Genomic DNA, 18,554 nt, shown 5'->3' on the forward strand with positions numbered 1-18,554 from the left:
ACTGCACCTCTTTAATGAACAGAAAAAACTGTCCATGAAAGTGGTTACAGATCAGCGCGCGTTAGCGCGTCCCAGCCGAAGGCGACAACACCGCCTTGTTATGTGTGTTCATAGGAAAGCTTACCATCTGATAGCTGACTTATTTTATTTGCCAAGCGCTGACTTACTTTTATTTCCCCGATGCCTGGCACTTGGTAGCAAACCCTATAGCCAATTAGAGCTTTAGAGCGAGAAACTGCCATGTCACTGTACTTTGCTACGAAGTTAAATGAAGGTAAAGTGCAGCGAAAACCTAAATGGTTTTCAGATAACAGAAACTCTAGGCAAAGCCCATAGTTTATTCCGTTGAACTCAGCCGATTTAAATTTAAGTTTGTGTCCTTGCAACCTGTTATATTCCGTTTGATCCGAAATGGCTCTCACTGCTCGCCCCATTTTGAAGACAGCAATGAAAATAAAAACGCCGGCGGCTATGGGCAATAGTTTCGTTAAATTTTCGATTTCCATTTTTACGTGAACTCATAACAGCTTGTTAGTGTGCGTGCGCATTTATCCTGGGACACTCTTTCGAGGTTTCCCAGGTAACTCTTTGAACTGATTGAAAAATCTTCCATAATTCAAATCTCCCTTCCAGAAAAACGCGCACGCCTGTTATTTCTATAACCGCGGGCACATAAACTTGTAAACCAAGTTTGTAAGTATCTGATTCGCCTGATATTTACCGTACTACCGTCTGACAAAACGCGCAAGCGCGAATGTAAAGCGTGCCAGTTTTGCTCAAAAACTCCAATTCATACTGTATGGATACCCCCCATCTCTTTACATTCAGATTGTCCGCATCGCTTATTGCCGATCTAGCACTTTATTACTAGTTTTTGCCAACTGCTAGGATGCAGCCCCTGCCATCTGGCCCTAGACTTATAAAAGGAACACATAACTAAGGTGGCTTATGGCTGAGAGCTTCAGTGCAGAACGTATGCTCACGGGCAAGATGGCGGCGGTGCCAGCGTCGGGCTGGATGGCGTTGATTCGTGCAGGGTATTACACAGGCGGTTGCACCGACGAGACTCAGTTCGTGCGTTCGATGGCCGAGCAGATGTCTGAGCCTTTGTTGGCCCATGCGTCGCGTGAGGCTTGTCGCTTGATCACTGAGTTGCGCGAGCATACCGATGAGCTGTCGTTGTTTGATCAGTTTATGCAGGAGTACAGCCTGGATAACGACGAAGGCCTGACACTGATGATTATCGCCGAGGCTTTGCTGCGCATCCCGGATAAGTCATCACGTGATGCCTTTATCCGCGCGGAGATCTCTCAGGCGGATTGGGAGAAGCACCTGAGCCATAGCCCATCCCACTGGGTGAATATGGCAACGCGTGGCTTGTCGGTCAGTGGCCGCATGGCACGGTTAAAAAACGCACTCGGTCGCTTGATTACCCGCCCCGGCGAACCTGTGATCCGCAATGCGCTGCAATATGCCATGCAGATGCTGGGCAATCAGTTTGTGCTGGGTGAAGACATCAGCAGTGCTCGTACCAATGCCGAACGTACGCACTCGGAGCTGAATGCCTTTTCGTTCGATATGCTGGGTGAGGCAGCGCTCTGTGATGACGACGCCGAGAAGTATCTGGCCAGCTATCGCGCGGCGTTAAAAGAGATCGCACTTCAGAACGAAGACTCTAATAAAACCACTAGTGCATCTAAAAGCCCCTGCTCGCTTTCAATTAAGCTTTCTGCTCTGCATCCTCGTTATGAAGATACCCAACGCGAAGACGTTAAGGTCAGGCTCTATGATCGCCTCGCAACTCTGGTACGTGAAGCCCGTGAACTCTCGGTGCCTGTCACCATTGATGCCGAAGAAGCTGATCGGCTGATTCTTTCGTTGGAATTATTTGAACAGGTACTGCGTAGCGAAGGCGCTGACTGGGGCCAAATTGGCCTCGCAGTGCAGGCTTACAGCAAGCGTGCTCTGCCCGTGCTGGGCTGGCTTGATGCGTTAGCACGAGAGCACGCGGTGAAGATCCCGGTTCGCTTAGTCAAAGGTGCCTACTGGGATAACGAAATCAAACTGGCGCAGCAACGTGGCTTACCCGGTTACCCGGTATTCACCCGCAAGGAACATACGGACCTTTCTTATCTGGCCTGTGCCGCCTTTATGCTGAAGAGCACGGGCATTTATCCGCAGTTTGCCACTCATAATGCACACACCTTAATGGCCGTATCAGCGATGGCGGATGCACTGTCGCCGGGAGACAGCAGCGAGAACAAGAGCGACGTCTGCGAGTATCAACGCCTGCAAGGCATGGGCGAGCCTTTGTATGACGCCTGGCAAAGCAAACGCAAAGACTACGTGCGTACTTATGCTCCGGTCGGTGAGCACAAAGAACTGCTGCCTTATCTGGTGCGGCGCTTATTAGAAAACGGCGCCAACACTTCGTTTGTGCATCACTTATGGAAGTCTGAAATCAACCCTGAATCGTTGGCACAGTCACCGCTGGAGCTTGCCCGCGAGCACCATTTTGCGCCCGCAGCGGACATTCCCGCGCCGGCCAATATTCTTGCACCGCGCCAAAACTCGGCCGGGCTCAACCTGAATAACCGCGATGAAACCGATTCATTACTCGCAGGTTTAGAGCGCTGGAAATCTCACCAGTGGCAAGCTCGCCCTCAGGTGAGAATCAGCAGTCTGACCACTTATCAGCCGGATATCGTAGTGGGCTGCCCCTTCTCTGCACACGACAAAGTGGGTCTGGTGCAATGGACGCACCCAGACGATGTGTACGCCATTATTGATACTGCCCAACGCGCCTTTACTCATTGGAACAACGAACCGCGTCCTGCGTTTGCCGCCCAACGAAAAACCTGGCTGCTGACCCTGGCTGATTTACTCGAAACCCACCGACATGAGTTGATCATGTTATGTGTGCGTGAGGCTGGTAAAACCCTGCAGGACGCCCTGGATGAGATTCGCGAAGCCGTCGATTTTTGTCGCTATTATTCGGGCTTTGTTGATGAAGGTTTTGCCGAGCCAATAGCCCTACCCGGCCCGACCGGCGAATTAAACCAATTGCACTATGAAGGTCGCGGTGTGTGGTTTTGCATCAGCCCCTGGAATTTCCCGTTGGCGATATTTATTGGTCAGATCAGTGCCGCACTCGCCGCTGGCAATGCCGTCATCGCTAAACCCGCTGAAGCCACCAGCCTGATTGCCGCACGTGCTGTTGAACTCGCTTATGCTGCAGGCGTACCTCAAGAATTACTGCAGTGTGTACCGGGGGCTGGCCCGATACTGGGCGATGTATTCTGCAACGATGCTCGCATTGCTGGCGTAGCCTTTACAGGCTCTCATAAAACAGCCCATAAAATCGCGATGGATCTCGCCCATCGTCGTGGCCCCATCGCGACATTTATTGCCGAAACCGGCGGTCAGAATGCGATGATCGTTGACTCGACCGCACTGCCTGAGCAAGTCGTTAAAGACGTTCTACGTTCTGCCTTTGGCAGTGCCGGGCAACGTTGTTCAGCATTGCGAGCCTTGTATCTGCAAGCCGATATTGCCGATGAAGTTATCCGCTTATTAAAAGGTGCTATGAATGAGTTGGTGGTGGGAAATCCAGGCGATATATCCACCGATGTCGGCCCGCTGATTTCGATGCAAGCAAAGAACAGTATGCTTGCTCATATCCGCCATTTAAAAAGTCATGGCGAGCTGTTGGCTCAAGTCGATAACATTCCCGAAGAAGGTTTCTTTTTAGCCCCCGTTGCGTACGAGATTGGATCAATTTCAGAACTGGACGACGAGCACTTCGGGCCGATCTTACATGTCATCCGTTACCAGAACACTGACCTGCCGAAAGTTATTGAAGATATTAATAACACGGGATTCGGTCTGACCTTATCTGTGCATTCCCGCAATCCTGAAGTGTCGGGCTTTATTGCGCGCACCTCTCGCGTAGGCAACGTATATATTAATCGCGATCAGATCGGCGCCGTGGTGGGTGTACAGCCCTTTGGCGGCCTGGGTCGCTCAGGCACTGGCCCGAAAGCGGGTGGGCCCGATTATGTAAAACGTTTTGCCTGCGAACGTACTGTCAGTGTTAACACCAGTGCGATTGGTGGTAACGCTGAGCTGTTGCGGAAAAAGAATCAAAGCTGAAGCAGCAGGTAGGATTACTGACGATAAAGCTCTTTGTCGTCAGTAAAGATTTTATCGCCCACGTTTTCAGCCTGCTTAAGCGCCTTCAGAGAGCTGGAACGGAACTCGCGTGAATACAGCACAGCGGTAATTAATGCTGCGGTGCCCATAAACACCCACTCAGAGACAAACCAGCTCAGTGCGGCCATCGAAAAGTAGAAGGCTCTCAGCCCGTTGTTGTAACTGTGACTGGCCTGATCAATCACTTTTGCACTGTATAGCGCCATACTGCGACGATCACCGGGAGTCACCGAATTGTCGTCAGGCATAGGTGCAGCGCCCACTAAAACCGAGGCAAAACCAAACTGACGCATTGACCAGGTAAAGGTGAAGTAGGCGTAGATAAAGATGACTACCAGCACTGCCAGTTTAAACTCAAGCTCGGTCAGTGAATCGCCTTCAACAAACGAGACGGTACTGAGCATAGCGCTGATTTTATCGGTTGCGGTCAGTGCGGTAAGGAGACCGGCAATGATCAGCACGCATGATGAAGCAAAGAAGTTTACGTTACGCTCGATATTTGCCAGAAGCGCTGCATCCCCAACACGTATCTCGCGCTTGAGCATGCGCCGCATCCAGTTAATACGATGCACGTGCAGTACCGACGACAAAGACGCAGAACGCTTAGCCCGATAGTGAGCAAATTTAGCGTAACCAAACCAGCAGAAGATTAACCAGCCGAGGCTGATAAAATTCAACATGCCTATTTCTGCAAACCCTGCCATTTGAGCTGTGCTCCCTTGTCTTGAGGTAGGTTCTGAACCCTACAGCAGAGATACCAGGTAACGAATACGTTCGTCGGATAGCTGGCGGTAATCAAAGTACGGGCACACAATCACACCGGCATCATTAATTGCAAATCTACTGTCGAGCCATTTTGCACCATTCGTTTTAAAAAATCCGCATTCTTCAGCGAACTGCTTGCCCATCAGAATAATCTGACTGCCTGGCGCTTCATAACGAGGAGCCCCATAACAGAGAGCAACCTGGCTTCCCGGCTGGAGCATCAGGGAGTCGCGGTAATCCTGCCAGGAACTGAAATCCTCGGTACCGTTAAATTTCAGTTCATACAGAAACTTGGCAAAGACATTAAAAATTTTTCGCCAGTGATTACCTTCGTGCGAATTGATCTGAGCAATGTCACCGTCTGCCAGAGGCATGACATCGCCCGGATAAGCGAAGGGTTCGAGCGACGGTCGGTTAGCAAGGTATACCCGCAATGTCGCCTGCGGGTCACCTAAGCCGACATCATCAGCAAGCGCTCTGGTCATATCAGGACGGTTCAAACCAATGCCTAGTACGATTAGCAAAAGCAACCAGCGAGAGCATCACAGGAACTTCAACCAGAACACCTACAACCGTCGCCAGTGCAGCACCCGAATTCAGGCCGAATAAGGCAATAGCGACCGCAACCGCAAGCTCAAAGAAATTACTGGTGCCGATCATACAGGCAGGTGCAGCGACGTTATGCTTAAGCTTCAGGCGAATCGCAATAAAGTAGGTAATCGCGAAAATACCGTAGGTCTGAATCAGCAGAGGAATGGCGATCAGCAGCATATCCAGAGGATTCTCAACGATGCGCGGCGCCTGCAAGCCAAACAGAATAAGTACGGTCGCAAGTAAACCGATAATAGACAGCGGCTTTAAGGTTTCAGATAAGCGTGCCACACCGTCAGCGCCCAGCGCTTTACGGGTAATAACGCCAGCGATTAATGGTAATACCACATACAAGGCGACTGAGATCAGCAGTGTTTCCCACGGGACTTCAATATCGGAGACGCCGAGCAGGAAACCCGCAATCGGTGCAAATGCAAAAATCATAATGACGTCGTTCACCGATACCTGCAGCAGGGTGTAGTTCGCATCGCCGCGTGTCAGGTGGCTCCAGACAAATACCATGGCTGTGCATGGCGCAACGCCTAACAGAATCATGCCTGCGATGTATTCCTGTGCGGTGGCAGGTGACACCAGATCCGCAAATATGTGATGAAAGAACAACCAGCCCAGTGCCGCCATGGTAAATGGTTTAACCAGCCAGTTAATCACCAGTGTGAGCGCAAGACCTTGTGGCTGTTTAGTGACGTCTTTGATCGATGCAAAATCGACTTGCATCATCATCGGATAAATCATCAACCAGATGAGTACCGCAATCGGCAGGTTAACATTCGCAACCTCAGCATCAGCTACTACCTGAAATACCTCGGGCATAAAAAGACCGGCACCGATACCTGCAATAATGGCAAGCCCGACCCAGACAGAAAGATAACGTTCGAAAATACCCATCAGGAAAAACGCTCCGGTGTGAGAAGCTGCCCGATCGCGGCTTCGAGTGATTCTTTATCAGTAAGCTCATTCAATGATGCAGAAGCCAGTTGAGACAGGCGCTGCTGCATCATCTCCCCTACTTCTCTGAACATGCCTTGCTGCATGTCTTCTGTTGGTAGTTTTGATGGATCAGGTAAGCCCCAGTGTACCCGTGCTGCATTGCCAAACCAGACCGGACAGGTTTCGCCCGCTGCGCTGTCACACACGGTGATCACCACATCAGGAGCAAAGCTTTCGTGGTCATCCCAGCTCTGGCTGACAAGACCTTCAGTGGAAATATTCTGGCTTTCGAGGTATTTCAATGTGCCCGGAAACACGACACCTGCAGGCTGGCTACCGGCGCTTCGGACATCAATTCTGCCCTCAGAAATATGACGCGTCAGTGCTTCAGCGAGGATGCTGCGACAACGGTTGTGGGTACAGATAAAAAGTATTTTCATAAGTCAGACGTCAGCAGCACGCTGACGGTTCTCCAGGGGTGAGCGTTATTCCGGGGGTGGATTCCATTACGGACTCGATGACGACAGGTGCCAGCGCGTTGATGGTCTGATCTACCCACGCAGGTAGCTGAGGTACTAAGGAGTAGTAAACCCACTGGCCGCGACGCTCGGTCTCGACCAGACCGGCTTCGCGTAAAATCGCCAGATGCCGGGATACTTTGGGTTGGCTGAGTTGCAGTATCTCCATCAGGTCACAGACGCACCTTGGCCCTGATTTCATTGCAATCACTGAGGTCAGCCGTGTTTCATCGGCGAGCAGTTTCATGAGTTCAACGGGTGTCATTGTTTTTAAGCCTTCTATTTCGACTCGTAGCCTTTACCAGAAGTTGCCAGCCAATACATACGCCAAACCATATATATGTTTTTCCGTATATGCAAACTTTACCTCTGCCAAACGGCCGGATTGCCCCTTTTTCAAGTAACTAAAAGGCTGCTAGTGTTATCTCATCTTTCTCAACCCCTCTTTTGACTGAGCTTAAGGAGCGATACATGCCACGCGGTAAGTATGACGTCATTATTTTTGGTGCCACTTCGTTTGTGGGTGGAATTCTCACCCGCTACATCGCTGCGCAATACGGCTGGAACAAAGATCTGAAATGGGCAATTGCTGGCCGTTCTGAGCGCAAGCTTCAGCAGGTACGCGGCACACTGGCGCCGATTCTCGGTGACGATGCCGGAGACGTTGAATACATCATTGCCGACGCTGCCGACGCAGCCAGCCTGGCCGAGCTATGCGATTCAACCCGCGTGGTTGTATCTACTGTGGGCCCCTACGCTCTGTATGGTGAACCACTGGTAAAAGCCTGTGTTGACGCCGGCATTGACTACTGCGACCTCACCGGTGAACCACAGTGGATTAAACGTATGCTGGATAAATACGAGTCGCAGGCGGTAGAAACCGGCGCACGTATCGTTCACTGCTGTGGTTTTGATTCCATTCCATCAGATATGGGCGTGCGCCACCTGCAAGAGCTGGCTAAAGAAAAAGTCGGCCACACCGTCAGCAAAGTCGAGATGCGTGTTAAGGCGGCCAAAGGCGGAATGTCAGGCGGTACCATCGCAAGTATGCTGCAACTGACGAAAGAGGTAATGGCAAACCCATCACTGAAAAAAGAACTCGCTAACCCCTACTCCCTCTGTCCGCCGGATCATGGTTTCCGCGCGAAACAGCCCGATATTAAAGGTGCCTTCTTTGATCGTGCTTCGAATGCCTGGGGTATGCCTTTCATTATGGCGGCGATTAACACCCGAGTGGTTCATCGCACCAATGCGTTACTCGAAAAAGAATACGGTGAGCGCTTCCTTTATAACGAGGGCATGCTGACAGGCAAAGGCGCGAAAGGTCGTCGCATGGCCAAAGCCATGACACTCGGACTGGGTGCTTTTATCGTGGGTGCCGCCATCAAGCCAACCCGTGCTTTACTGGAAAAATTCGTTCTGCCTAAACCAGGCCAGGGACCATCTCCTAAAGAGCAGGAAAGCGGTTACTTTGATATCCGTTTCTACGGCTACGATAAAGATTACAAGCACGGCAAAGAACCCGTGATTGCTACCAAAGTGACCGGCGACAAAGATCCGGGCTACGGCTTCACCGGCAAAATGCTGGGCGAAGCGGCTGTTTGCCTGGCACTCGACTACCACAACCGTGGTAAAAAACGCTGGGGCAAAGGTGGCTTCTGGACGCCGGGTTCTCTGTTTGGTGAAGTCTTTATGGAGCGCCTTCAGAAGAACGCCAATATGACGTTTGAAGACATCACGCCGGCGGAGTCCGCCGACGAAAAAGCGGCGTAAGAATTACGCCAGAGGCCCAGAGTTTTCTATATGTCGTGCTCTGGGTCTGATTCCGGTCCATGCTCAGGATCATTCGCCGCTTCCATGGCAAAAAGTCTCAGAGCAATATCATCTCGGTTGCTCTGGAGTTCACGCAGGGCACTATCAAGCAGACTCTGATCATCGTCACCAGGACGCTCGGACGATTGGTGATCAAGTGCCATCAGAATATCCTGAAGTTGTGTTTCGATTCTGCGCAGACGTTGTTCGATACGATGTTCCTCACTGTTTCTATGTTTCATAACCTCTCCTTAGTGGGAGAATACCCAACAAGGTAATCGTTATGACTAAGAAATGAGCAACAGGTTCAGTGCTTTCAGCCTGAAACTGTCTGGAATCTAATGAGAGACTAATTGGAAACTACAGGAAATGCCAACGTACCCCAGTCTTCATGCGGGTGCTCAAGCATGATGTTCAGAACGACAGGCAAAAGTGTCATCAGCAGACTTGAGCCGGTTTCGACCTGCTCACGGTTCACACGACTGTTGAAGGTCGCGCCACCGCCAATCACCTGCTCCTGCAGTACACTGAGACGCTCAAGCGTCAGTGCCAGCAACTCAGGGACCTTCTTTCGGCTAAGACAGTTCAATGCTTCGACCGATGAGCGTTCAAAGCGCTCTTTCCAATCGCTTTCTGCGGTTGGATTCACCGCAACCTGACGCTGTGCTTCCCAGAACGGGCCATACACAAACTGGTTTTTGAGCAAGGCTTTTACTGAACCAGAGTACTGGTGCCAGAGCATTTCGTAGATGGCTTGTTCTTTGTCGAGGGAGACCAACTGTTCGATCAGTTTCAGGAAGCTGCTGTTACCCGGCTGGCTTTCGTCCGTCAGGCAACAGGCACTGAGAGAAATCCACGCAGTGATGAATTGCAGGTCTGCATTGCCCTGCTGGTCCTGGGCTGCACGCCACCAGCTGATTGCGCGGTGAAGGCGCGTCGAGTGCTCTTCGTTAAACAGATCTCTCTGTGCACGCAAACGCTCGTGCAATTCATCGGGTGTCATGCAGCTTCCTTAGGGATATCAATTAATGACAGCAGTCTGAATGATCATCAAAGTCGATGGCCAGATACAGCTTCGCTTCAGGAAACGCCGTTGGGTACGCAACGTAGTAATGCGTTTCTTCGTCGACCGGCCACCAGCAGGAAGCCGCGCGAGGGACTTCACTCAGGTCGACTCGCTCAACACTGTAGGCCAGGTTGTATTGCTCGGCTTCCGGAAAGTCTTCAAGAAATTCTTTCGGTAACCCTTCAACGGCCGTATCGAGTTTGTTTTCTTCGTTTAATCCCTGAAGTTTTTTCGTCCACTCAGGGTTCTGGCTGCACTCAACCAGAAACTCAGCAAGGTAACGGCTGTGGTGTTTTTTTAAAATACGCGGTTTCATAGTGAATCCTTATTTGAATCCCTGAAGGTGACTTACCAAGGTAACGGCTGGCCATTAGAGTGCCAGAAGCCACCTGTTGTTTCGAGGGTCAGGTCGTCAATGCGCGCAGCGATACCTTCTGCGGCCTGCTCTGGCGAGATATCGCCGTTAAACCCAACCATGCGCGTCTGCACGAAGCCCGGATGAATCTGAGCGACCATTACGCCGTGCTCTTTCAGATCATTCGCGAGGCTTTTACCGATAGCATTGACCGCCGCTTTTGAAGCACGATAGCCGTAGTACGCGCCTGAGGTATTGTCCTCGATTGAACCCATACGGCTGGTGATATTCGCAATCTTAGTACCCTCAGCCATTAACGGCAGAAGCTCACGGGTCACCATTAATGGAGCAATGGCATTCACTTCGAACTGTGCGCGAATGCGATCACTGTCGAGATCGTGCAGAGTCTCGTTAGTGAATAAGCCTGCGTTGTTGATCAGTACGTCGATGGGATCATCAAGAATCCGGTCCAGCACCATGGCAATGCCTGGTAGTTGTTCTTCATTCGTAATATCGATGTCTGACAGCACCTGATCGGCGATCTCTTCGATCTCGTCGTTGGTTTCGCGACAAACCGCTGTAACTGAGTCACCGCGCGCTTCGTAAAGCTTCGCCAATGCCAGTCCAATTCCCCGGTTCGCCCCAGTAATTACGATGTTTGCCATGATCTGCCCTTCCACAATTTGATAGACGCAAGTCTAACGATTCTGGAATCGCACGTCTTCCCTACTGATACTTTGCAAACGAAATACAGAAACCTGTATTCAGGTACAATTTAACGGCAATAAAAAAACCGCGCCGAGGCGCGGTTTTTTGAGTTACTCAGAATCTGATCCGCATCAAGCGACAGATGCCTTATATTCAGCCATCAGAGACTTAATACGCTGGCTCTGTTCGTGCAGTTGCTCTTCAAGCTCGTGGTACTGCTGACGAATCGCGTTCTTTTCCCACTTCTCTTTGAGCTGCTTGCGCGTCTCATCGATTTTTTCGCTCTGTGCTTCTGCCCATTCATTCAGCATAGCGTGGTACTTCTCGTATTCTTTCTCGAGCAGTTCAGTCCACTTCTCAGAGTTCTCAGCTTTCGCAAGCTTCTCCTGAGCGCGTTTGAATTGCATCTTCACCATGGCACGACGGATTTTGAAATCCGGAACCGTGCGCAGATTGCTGGTCAGACCAACGTATGAGCAACCTTTGATGAACCACTTGGTTGGGTCCCAGTGGAACCAGCGGATACCGTTACGGTAGTCAGTCTGGAAGATGTGGTGATAGTTGTGATAACCCTCACCGTGCGTCAGGAATGCAAAGAATGCATTGTCACGCGCTGTGTTTTCATCCGTGTATGGCTGAGAGCCCCACTTGTGAGCTATCGAGTTGATGAAAAAGGTTACGTGGTGAGTCGTCACGATGCGCAGGAAGCCCGCCAGAAGCAGCATGCCCCATACATCACCGAAGATCAGCCCCAGTGCCAGCGGTACACCAATGTTCATCGCAAAAACGATAGGCACATAGTACTTGTACTGCCACATAACGATTGGATCTTTCATCAGGTTCTTCACGTTAGCGAAATCTACGCGACCACTTGGGTATTCGCGGATCATCCAACCCATGTGAGAGAACCACAAACCGCGCTTCGCAGAGTACGGGTCTTTATCCACGTCGTCACAGTGACGGTGGTGTACACGGTGGCCAGAACACCAGTCGAGGATGGTGTTCTCGAGCGCTGCCGCACCCCACAGCGCGTACCAGACACGCAGAATCGGGTGGGCATCATAAGCATTATGAGACCAAAGACGGTGGTAACCGCCAGTAATCGCCATGCCGGTAATCCAGGTCAGCACCAGGTAGGAGACCCAGGTTGAAGTTTCGTAGCCATAGGTCATGCCGTACCAAGGTACGAGTGTGACGGCAACGCCTGTCGTCACGATGAACATGATGGTCGCCGTCCAGTTAATGGGGGCTTTTTCTTTCTGTACTGATTTACTCATAGACAACTCAGTTGGTTTACGTCAGTTACTCTACGCAGTGTAGCGATGGAGCATTACACTGTTGCGACATGATACCGGAATTAGTCAGTTATGGATGTCCTGAATCCGGTGTTAAGTCATTGTTTAGTGTAAATATGGCGTCAGATTGGCCCAGTTCAAATAACTCTTTCCATTTAATCAACAGTTCAAGGCCCGAATGCACAACAACAGTGCCATTTGCGGACATAAAAAAACCGCGCCGAAGCGCGGTTCTCTTTACGGCAACTGGTAATCAGCCACCGAAGTCATCAAGCATGATGTTCTCGGGTTCAACACCCATGTTTTCCAGCATGCTGATCACCGACTGGTTCATGATTGGCGGCCCACACATGTAGAACTCGCAATCTTCCGGTGCCGGGTGATCCTTCAGGTACTCTTCATACAGTACGTTATGGATGAAGCCGGTCAGACCTTCCCAGTTATCTTCTGGCTGAGGGTCAGACATAGCAACATGCCATTCGAAGTTGTCGTTTTCTTCTGCAAGCTGATCGTATTCATCCTGATAGAAGAGTTCACGCAGCGAGCGTGCACCGTACCAGAAGCTGATCTTACGCTTAGAGTTCAGACGCTTCAGCTGATCGAAGATGTGTGAACGCATTGGAGCCATACCAGCACCACCGCCCACGAACACCATTTCAGCGTCAGTATCTTTCGCGAAGAATTCACCGAATGGACCGTATACCGTCACTTTGTCGCCTGGCTTCAGGTTGAAGACGTAAGACGACATGATGCCCGGGTTAATGCCTTTGCTGCCCGGAGGCGGCGTAGCAATACGGATGTTGAACTTAACAACGCCCTTCTCTTCCGGATAGTTCGCCATCGAGTAAGCACGGATGGTGTCTTCTTTGTTGACCGCTTTCAGATCGAAGAAGCCGAAACGCTCCCAATCGCCGCGGTACTCTTCTTCGATGTCGAAGTCAGAGAAGTTGATCTCGTACGGAGGGCACTCCAGCTGAACGTAACCACCAGCACGGAAGTCAACGTTTTCGCCTTCAGGCAGTGCCAGAGTCAGCTCTTTAATGAAGGTCGCCATGTTCGGGTTAGATACAACCGTGGTTTCCCACTTCTTAACACCGAAGACCTCTTCAGGCACTTCCACTTCCATATCCTGCTTAACTGGTGCCTGACAAGACAGACGCCAGCCTTCACGGGCTTCACCCTTGGTAAAGTGCGACGCTTCTGTAGGCAGCATTTCGCCACCACCAGATTTCACGATGCACTTACACTGCGCACAGGTACCGCCACCGCCACAGGCTGATGACAGGAAGATATTATTGGCTGCCAGTGTGTTCAGCAGCTTGCCACCGGCTTCTGTTTCAACGGTACGCTCACCGTTCACCAGAATTTTTACCTTACCGGAGTTAACCAGCTTGCTGCGAGCACCCAGGATGATGAACACCAGTGACAGTACAATCACGGTGAACATCACAACGCCGAGTATGATTTCTATATCCACAACCGACTCCTTACAGTGATACGCCAGAGAATGACATGAAGCCAAGAGACATCAGGCCAACCGTCATAAAGGTAATACCCAGACCTTCAAGGCCTGCCGGTACGTCGCTGTACTTCAGCTTCTCACGGATACCTGCCAGTGCAGTAATCGCCAGTGCCCAACCGACACCTGCGCCTACACCGTAGACCGTTGATTCACCAAAGCTGTAGTCACGCTCAACCATGAACAAAGAGGCACCGAGAATCGCACAGTTCACCGTAATCAGCGGCAGGAATACACCCAGGGCGTTGTACAGTGATGGGAAGTACTTATCGAGCACCATCTCAAGGATCTGAACCATCGCCGCGATAACGCCGATGTAGGTCAGCAGACCCAGGAAGCTGAGGTCGACCTGAGCAAACTCTTCACCGGCCCATGCCAGCGCACCTTCTTTCAGAAGGTAGGTATAGATCAGGTTGTTAACAGGTACTGTAATCGCGAGTACAACAACAACCGCGATACCGAGACCGAGAGACGTCTGAATCTTCTTCGAGATCGCGAGGAAGGTACACATCCCCAGGAAGAAGGCCAACGCCATGTTTTCAACAAAGACTGCCTTAACCAGCAGGCTGATATAGTGTTCCATCAGTGACCTCCGCTGTGTTCAGTGTTTGGCAGGATTTTGAATTCAGATTCTTCCACCTGATCTTTCTTCCAGGTACGCAGTACCCAGATGAAACCACCGATGATGAAGAAGGCTGAAGGTGGCAGCAGCAGCAGACCGTTAGACTGATACCAGCCACCGTCGGTGACCAGAGGCAGAATCTCGAAGCCCAGCAGCTTACCCGCACCAAAGAGCTCACGAATCACCGCAACCGTAATCAGTACAACCGAGTAACCAAGGCCGTTACCAATACCGTCGAAGAAGCTCAGAACCGGGCCATTTTTCATAGCGAAGGCTTCTGCGCGACCCATTACGATACAGTTGGTGATGATCAGACCAACGAATACCGACAGCTGCTTACTGATTTCATAAGCGAAGGCTTTCAGTACCTGGTCTACCACGATTACCAGCGAGGCAATGATGGTCATCTGTACGATAATACGGATGTTGTTCGGAATGTGATTCCGGATCAGTGCGATACCCGTGTTAGACAACGCGGTTACCGAAGTCAGTGCCAGACACATTACCAGTGTCACCTGCAGACTTGTGGTTACCGCCAGTGCAGAACAGACACCAAGGATCTGTACAGCAATCGGGTTCTTACTGAAGAGCGGTTCAGTCAGAACAGTTTTAATCTGTGACATCTCAGGCTCCCTGTTCTTTCAGTTTGGTTAGCAGACTGCCGAAAGCACGGTCGCCCACCCAGAAACGCACGAGGCTGCTTACACCACGGCTTGTCAGAGTAGCACCAGAGAGTCCATCGACCTGATATGGGTTACCCGGCTCCGCAGGTCCCTTCACAACTTTGATAGCAACGTCGCCGCTATCGTCGTAAACCTCTTTACCTTCCCAGATCGCTTTCCACGATGGGTTGTCGACTTCACCACCCAGTCCTGGTGTTTCTGCGTGAGAGTAGAAACCCAGACCAACGATGGTATCCATGTCGCCTTTCAGTGCGATAAAGCCGTACAGCGTCGACCACAGACCGTAGCCGTGAATCGGAAGGATGATCTTCTCGATTTCACCGTTGTTTTCGATCATGTAGATTTCAGCGTACTTTTCCATGCGCTTAATGCTGGCCGGATCTTCATCACCAGACAGAGGCTTGGACAATTCAGGCGTTTTAGAGGCTTTACGCTGATCGTACTTCTGCGGATCAAGACCGGCGGCCTTGATTTCAGCCAGCTCGGCTTCCGTCGCAAAACGACCTTCTTCAAGATTCACGATACGGGTCGTGATTTTCTTGAACTGCTCTTCAACGCTCACGCCTGGCTGCAACATACCTGCAGCTGCCAGAACGTTTTTCTTTTTGTCTTCAACTTTGTTCGCAACCTGCAGAGGTTTCAGTGAAACCGCCGCACCTGCAACAATGATTGCACACACCAGACACAGCAGAACTGCAACGATGAGTGTCTTCTGGATGCTGTCGTTATTAGCTGACACGTGCCACCCTCCGTTTAACGTTTGCCTGAACCACGAAATGGTCAATCAGTGGTGAGAACAGGTTAGCGAACAGAATCGCCAGCATCATGCCCTCTGGGTACGCTGGGTTGATCACACGGATCATCACCACCATCACACCAATCAGTGCACCGAAGAACCACTTACCTTTGTTGGTCATTGAAGCGGATACCGGGTCTGTTGCCATAAAGAACATACCGAACGCGAAACCACCTACAACCAGGTGCCAGTACCAAGGCATTGCAAACAGTGGGTTGGTATCAGAACCTACGGCATTCAGCAGCAGGGTCATCGCAACCATACCGATCATGACACCGGCAACGATTCGCCATGCAGCAATATTCATCACCAGAAGTACTGCACCGCCGATCATGATGGCCAGCGTGCTTACTTCACCCATAGACCCTGGTACAAAACCAAGGAAGGCGTCCATCCAGGTAATACCGGATTCAACCACTTTCTCAACGCCGCCTTCAGCAGCCAGACCCAGTGCCGTTGCACCTGTGTAGCCGTCTGCCGCAGTCCATACTGCGTTACCCGACATATTGGCTGGGTAAGCAAAGAACAGGAAGGCGCGACCCGTCAGTGCTGGGTTCAGGAAGTTTTTACCTGTACCACCGAAGATCTCTTTACCGATCACAACACCGAAGGAAATACCCAGAGCAACCTGCCAAAGCGGAATCGTTGGCGGTAAGGTCAGAGCAAACAGCACCGAAGTTACAAAGAACCCCTCGTTCACTTCGTGTTTGCGGATAGTCGCGAACAGGACTTCCCAGAAGCCACCCACGATAAAGGTAACGGCATAAACCGGCAGGAAGTAAGCCGCACCGAAGACCATATTATCCCAGAGGCTGGAAGCGTCATGGGCACCACCGCCAAGCATTGCGATGAGCATTTCACGCCAGCCTTCAAGCGGCGTTCCCGCACCCGCTGCAATGGCATCGTTCGCCTGCAGACCAATGTTGTACATACCGAAGAACATGGCCGGGAAGGTACACATCCATACGGTAATCATGATGCGTTTCAGGTCGATGCCGTCACGTACATGCGCTGTGTTATTTGTCACGCTTGGAGGCGAATACAGACCTGTGTCGATTGCCTCGTACAGCGGATACATCTTTTCGAACTTACCACCTTTAACAAAGTGAGGTTCGAGATTGTCGAGAATACTACGTAAACCCATGGTTAACCCTCCGCTTCGATTCTGGTGAGATTCTTACGCAGAATTGGACCGTATTCGTACTTACCCGGGCAGACGAAGCTGCACAGCGCGAGGTCCTCTTCATCCAGCTCCAGTGCACCCAGAGCAATGGCACTCTCCATGTCTTCGACGATCAGCGCACGCAGCAGCTGAGTCGGCAGAACATCAAGTGGCATAATACGTTCGTACGTACCGATCGGCACCATAGCTCGCTCAGAGCCATTAGTGGTCGTGGTGAAGTCGAACATTTTCTTCATCAGTTTGGTGACGTAGATAGGCATCGCTGAGAAGCGATCGAAACCTGGACGCAGGTAGTGCAGCATTGGGCGATCACGGCCCTCTTCCAGCACGGATACCTGAGTGTGATAACGGCCAAGGAAGGCAAGATCACCAGCAGCGTTGCGGCCACCAAATACAGAACCAGAAATAATACGGTTCTCGCCGTCTTTCAGCTCACCTTTGGTCAGTTCAGCCAGGGATGCACCGGTCAGAGTGCGAACCAGGCGCGGGTTCTTCACCTGAGGACCAGCCAGAGCAACGACACAATCAGTGCTCAGCTTACCCGTAGTGAACAACTTACCGATCGCGATAACGTCCTGATAGCCGATGCTCCAGACGGTACGGCTTTCACTCACTGGATGCAGGAAGTGAACATGCGTACCCGTCAGGCCCGCTGGGTGCGGACCACCAAATTCTTCAGCCTGCTCAACACCCGCGCTTGGTACAGACGCACCCGGTGCTTTACAGACGTAGGTTTTACCATCAGTGAGGCGACTGATGATAGTAACGCCTTGTTTGTAGGCTTCCGCATCGGCACTGATCACAACCTGAGGATCAGCAGCCAGAGGATTGGTATCCATCGCATTGATAAAGATGGCCTCTGGGCGGCTACCCAGTTCTGGCACCTTAGAGAAAGGACGCGTGCGCAGCGTGGTCCAGAGACCGGATGCTACGAGGTTCTTCTCAATATCGCCTGCACTCAGAGTTGCAAGCTTGTCAGCTGGATAACTGTCGAAGGTTTCTTCGTCGTTGCCATCGATTTCGATAACGACGGAGAGGAGAACACGGCGTTCGCCGCGATTGATGGCTTTTACCACACCAGAGGCCGGAGCGACGTACTGAACGCCATCGGTCTTCTTGTCGGTAAATACCACCTGGCCTTTCTTGACTCGATCACCTTCCTGAACAGCCATCGTTGGCTTCATACCAACGAAGTCCGGACCGACTACGGCTACCTGAGTAACCTTAGGACCGTCCGAAATTTTCTGTTCAGGGCTACCGGTGATTGGTAAGTCGAGACCTTTTTTAATGTTGATCATATGCCTCGCCTAATCACGTTTGGATTCTGTCTTCCTCAGGCGTACAGAAGTACACTTTGAGGTATCGGGTACCAAAAAGCGTAGATTCACGCACGGACCTGTGCGGAGACTACCCATTTCCCAAGTAAAAAATCGCGCTAAGTATAATGACGCAACTGACTTTTATCCACTGACGTTAAGGTC

19 protein-coding genes are annotated in these 18,554 nt (G+C 51.2%); 2 read left to right on the forward strand and 17 right to left on the reverse strand.

Annotation, left to right across the window (positions count from 1 at the left end; all coding sequences use genetic code 11):
- Positions 1-98: 98 nt before the first annotated feature.
- Positions 99-506 (reverse strand): hypothetical protein, encoded by a 408-nt coding sequence (locus tag AC5E51_RS01435; RefSeq protein WP_491777988.1) that lies wholly within the window; start codon positions 504-506, stop codon positions 99-101.
- Positions 507-948: 442 nt separating this feature from the next.
- Between AC5E51_RS01435 and putA the strand changes: the two genes are divergently transcribed.
- Positions 949-4,152: a bifunctional proline dehydrogenase/L-glutamate gamma-semialdehyde dehydrogenase PutA gene (gene putA / locus AC5E51_RS01440; protein WP_491777989.1), complete on the forward strand. Its 3,204-nt coding sequence runs from the start codon at positions 949-951 to the stop codon at positions 4,150-4,152.
- A 14-nt stretch (positions 4,153-4,166) separates the two neighbouring features.
- Here the strand turns inward: putA and AC5E51_RS01445 are convergent, their stop codons facing one another.
- The 5 genes from AC5E51_RS01445 to AC5E51_RS01465 form a co-directional block, all read right to left on the reverse strand.
- Positions 4,167-4,892, reverse strand: a complete 726-nt coding sequence (locus AC5E51_RS01445; RefSeq protein ID WP_217693593.1) for a DUF599 domain-containing protein — start codon at positions 4,890-4,892, stop codon at positions 4,167-4,169.
- A 63-nt stretch (positions 4,893-4,955) separates the two neighbouring features.
- Positions 4,956-5,477, reverse strand: a complete 522-nt coding sequence (locus AC5E51_RS01450) for a DUF6942 family protein (protein ID WP_491777990.1) — start codon at positions 5,475-5,477, stop codon at positions 4,956-4,958.
- Positions 5,464-6,474 carry an ACR3 family arsenite efflux transporter gene (arsB, locus tag AC5E51_RS01455; protein WP_301377358.1) on the reverse strand — a complete coding sequence of 337 codons (1,011 nt, stop codon included), beginning with the start codon at positions 6,472-6,474 and terminating at the stop codon, positions 5,464-5,466. The genes AC5E51_RS01450 and arsB overlap by 14 nt, the downstream gene beginning before the upstream one ends.
- Positions 6,474-6,956: an arsenate reductase ArsC gene (locus AC5E51_RS01460; RefSeq protein ID WP_301377360.1), complete on the reverse strand. Its 483-nt coding sequence runs from the start codon at positions 6,954-6,956 to the stop codon at positions 6,474-6,476. Before AC5E51_RS01460 ends, arsB begins: the two co-directional genes overlap by 1 nt.
- A gap of 10 nt (positions 6,957-6,966) precedes the next feature.
- Positions 6,967-7,299 (reverse strand): ArsR/SmtB family transcription factor, encoded by a 333-nt coding sequence (locus tag AC5E51_RS01465; protein ID WP_301377362.1) that lies wholly within the window; start codon positions 7,297-7,299, stop codon positions 6,967-6,969.
- A gap of 206 nt (positions 7,300-7,505) precedes the next feature.
- On the opposite strand from AC5E51_RS01465, the gene AC5E51_RS01470 reads away from it, so the two are divergent.
- Positions 7,506-8,807: a saccharopine dehydrogenase family protein gene (locus tag AC5E51_RS01470; RefSeq protein WP_491777991.1), complete on the forward strand. Its 1,302-nt coding sequence runs from the start codon at positions 7,506-7,508 to the stop codon at positions 8,805-8,807.
- 26 nt (positions 8,808-8,833) lie between these two features.
- Here the strand turns inward: AC5E51_RS01470 and AC5E51_RS01475 are convergent, their stop codons facing one another.
- From AC5E51_RS01475 to AC5E51_RS01525, 11 genes are all read right to left on the reverse strand, one after another.
- Positions 8,834-9,088 carry a hypothetical protein gene (locus AC5E51_RS01475; RefSeq protein WP_068442909.1) on the reverse strand — a complete coding sequence of 85 codons (255 nt, stop codon included), beginning with the start codon at positions 9,086-9,088 and terminating at the stop codon, positions 8,834-8,836.
- Positions 9,089-9,195: 107 nt separating this feature from the next.
- Positions 9,196-9,849 carry a hypothetical protein gene (locus AC5E51_RS01480; protein ID WP_068442906.1) on the reverse strand — a complete coding sequence of 218 codons (654 nt, stop codon included), beginning with the start codon at positions 9,847-9,849 and terminating at the stop codon, positions 9,196-9,198.
- Between the two features lie 22 nt (positions 9,850-9,871).
- Positions 9,872-10,228, reverse strand: coding sequence for a hypothetical protein (locus AC5E51_RS01485; RefSeq protein ID WP_076516192.1), 357 nt, complete (start codon positions 10,226-10,228; stop codon positions 9,872-9,874).
- A 32-nt stretch (positions 10,229-10,260) separates the two neighbouring features.
- The gene (locus AC5E51_RS01490; protein ID WP_491777992.1) at positions 10,261-10,932 is read right to left on the reverse strand and encodes an SDR family oxidoreductase; all 672 of its coding nucleotides are present in this window, start codon (positions 10,930-10,932) and stop codon (positions 10,261-10,263) included.
- A gap of 174 nt (positions 10,933-11,106) precedes the next feature.
- A complete protein-coding gene (locus AC5E51_RS01495) occupies positions 11,107-12,252 on the reverse strand; it encodes an acyl-CoA desaturase (protein ID WP_491777993.1) in 1,146 nt (381 codons plus the stop codon).
- A 271-nt stretch (positions 12,253-12,523) separates the two neighbouring features.
- On the reverse strand, positions 12,524-13,747 hold the full coding sequence (gene nqrF, locus AC5E51_RS01500; protein WP_308790108.1) for an NADH:ubiquinone reductase (Na(+)-transporting) subunit F: 1,224 nt from the start codon (positions 13,745-13,747) through the stop codon (positions 12,524-12,526).
- Positions 13,748-13,757: 10 nt separating this feature from the next.
- Entirely contained in the window at positions 13,758-14,375 is a 618-nt protein-coding gene (gene nqrE, locus AC5E51_RS01505) for an NADH:ubiquinone reductase (Na(+)-transporting) subunit E (RefSeq protein ID WP_245820096.1), read from the reverse strand.
- Positions 14,372-15,034 carry an NADH:ubiquinone reductase (Na(+)-transporting) subunit D gene (locus AC5E51_RS01510; RefSeq protein WP_491777994.1) on the reverse strand — a complete coding sequence of 221 codons (663 nt, stop codon included), beginning with the start codon at positions 15,032-15,034 and terminating at the stop codon, positions 14,372-14,374. Before AC5E51_RS01510 ends, nqrE begins: the two co-directional genes overlap by 4 nt.
- 1 nt (position 15,035) lies before the next feature.
- Entirely contained in the window at positions 15,036-15,833 is a 798-nt protein-coding gene (locus AC5E51_RS01515; RefSeq protein WP_076516188.1) for a Na(+)-translocating NADH-quinone reductase subunit C, read from the reverse strand.
- Positions 15,823-17,034, reverse strand: coding sequence for an NADH:ubiquinone reductase (Na(+)-transporting) subunit B (locus AC5E51_RS01520; protein WP_491227068.1), 1,212 nt, complete (start codon positions 17,032-17,034; stop codon positions 15,823-15,825). Before AC5E51_RS01520 ends, AC5E51_RS01515 begins: the two co-directional genes overlap by 11 nt.
- Positions 17,035-17,036: 2 nt before the next feature.
- Complete coding sequence (locus tag AC5E51_RS01525) at positions 17,037-18,371, reverse strand: Na(+)-translocating NADH-quinone reductase subunit A (RefSeq protein WP_491777995.1); 1,335 nt, start codon at positions 18,369-18,371, stop codon at positions 17,037-17,039.
- Between the last annotated feature and the right edge of the window lie 183 nt (positions 18,372-18,554).

The sequence above is a fragment of the Thalassolituus sp. genome, from assembly GCF_984348125.1.

Excerpts from the sequence above, each read along its gene's own strand:
- AC5E51_RS01435 (WP_491777988.1), bottom strand. The coding sequence starts at position 506 with ATGGAAATCGAAAATTTAACGAAACTATTGCCCATAGCCGCCGGCGTT.
- putA (WP_491777989.1), top strand. The coding sequence starts at position 949 with ATGGCTGAGAGCTTCAGTGCAGAACGTATGCTCACGGGCAAGATGGCG.
- AC5E51_RS01445 (WP_217693593.1), bottom strand. The coding sequence starts at position 4,892 with ATGTTGAATTTTATCAGCCTCGGCTGGTTAATCTTCTGCTGGTTTGGT.
- arsB (WP_301377358.1), bottom strand. The coding sequence starts at position 6,474 with ATGGGTATTTTCGAACGTTATCTTTCTGTCTGGGTCGGGCTTGCCATT.
- AC5E51_RS01460 (WP_301377360.1), bottom strand. The coding sequence starts at position 6,956 with ATGAAAATACTTTTTATCTGTACCCACAACCGTTGTCGCAGCATCCTC.
- AC5E51_RS01465 (WP_301377362.1), bottom strand. The coding sequence starts at position 7,299 with ATGACACCCGTTGAACTCATGAAACTGCTCGCCGATGAAACACGGCTG.
- AC5E51_RS01470 (WP_491777991.1), top strand. The coding sequence starts at position 7,506 with ATGCCACGCGGTAAGTATGACGTCATTATTTTTGGTGCCACTTCGTTT.
- AC5E51_RS01475 (WP_068442909.1), bottom strand. The coding sequence starts at position 9,088 with ATGAAACATAGAAACAGTGAGGAACATCGTATCGAACAACGTCTGCGC.
- AC5E51_RS01480 (WP_068442906.1), bottom strand. The coding sequence starts at position 9,849 with ATGACACCCGATGAATTGCACGAGCGTTTGCGTGCACAGAGAGATCTG.
- AC5E51_RS01485 (WP_076516192.1), bottom strand. The coding sequence starts at position 10,228 with ATGAAACCGCGTATTTTAAAAAAACACCACAGCCGTTACCTTGCTGAG.
- AC5E51_RS01490 (WP_491777992.1), bottom strand. The coding sequence starts at position 10,932 with ATGGCAAACATCGTAATTACTGGGGCGAACCGGGGAATTGGACTGGCA.
- AC5E51_RS01495 (WP_491777993.1), bottom strand. The coding sequence starts at position 12,252 with ATGAGTAAATCAGTACAGAAAGAAAAAGCCCCCATTAACTGGACGGCG.
- AC5E51_RS01510 (WP_491777994.1), bottom strand. The coding sequence starts at position 15,034 with ATGTCACAGATTAAAACTGTTCTGACTGAACCGCTCTTCAGTAAGAAC.
- AC5E51_RS01520 (WP_491227068.1), bottom strand. The coding sequence starts at position 17,034 with ATGGGTTTACGTAGTATTCTCGACAATCTCGAACCTCACTTTGTTAAA.
- AC5E51_RS01525 (WP_491777995.1), bottom strand. The coding sequence starts at position 18,371 with ATGATCAACATTAAAAAAGGTCTCGACTTACCAATCACCGGTAGCCCT.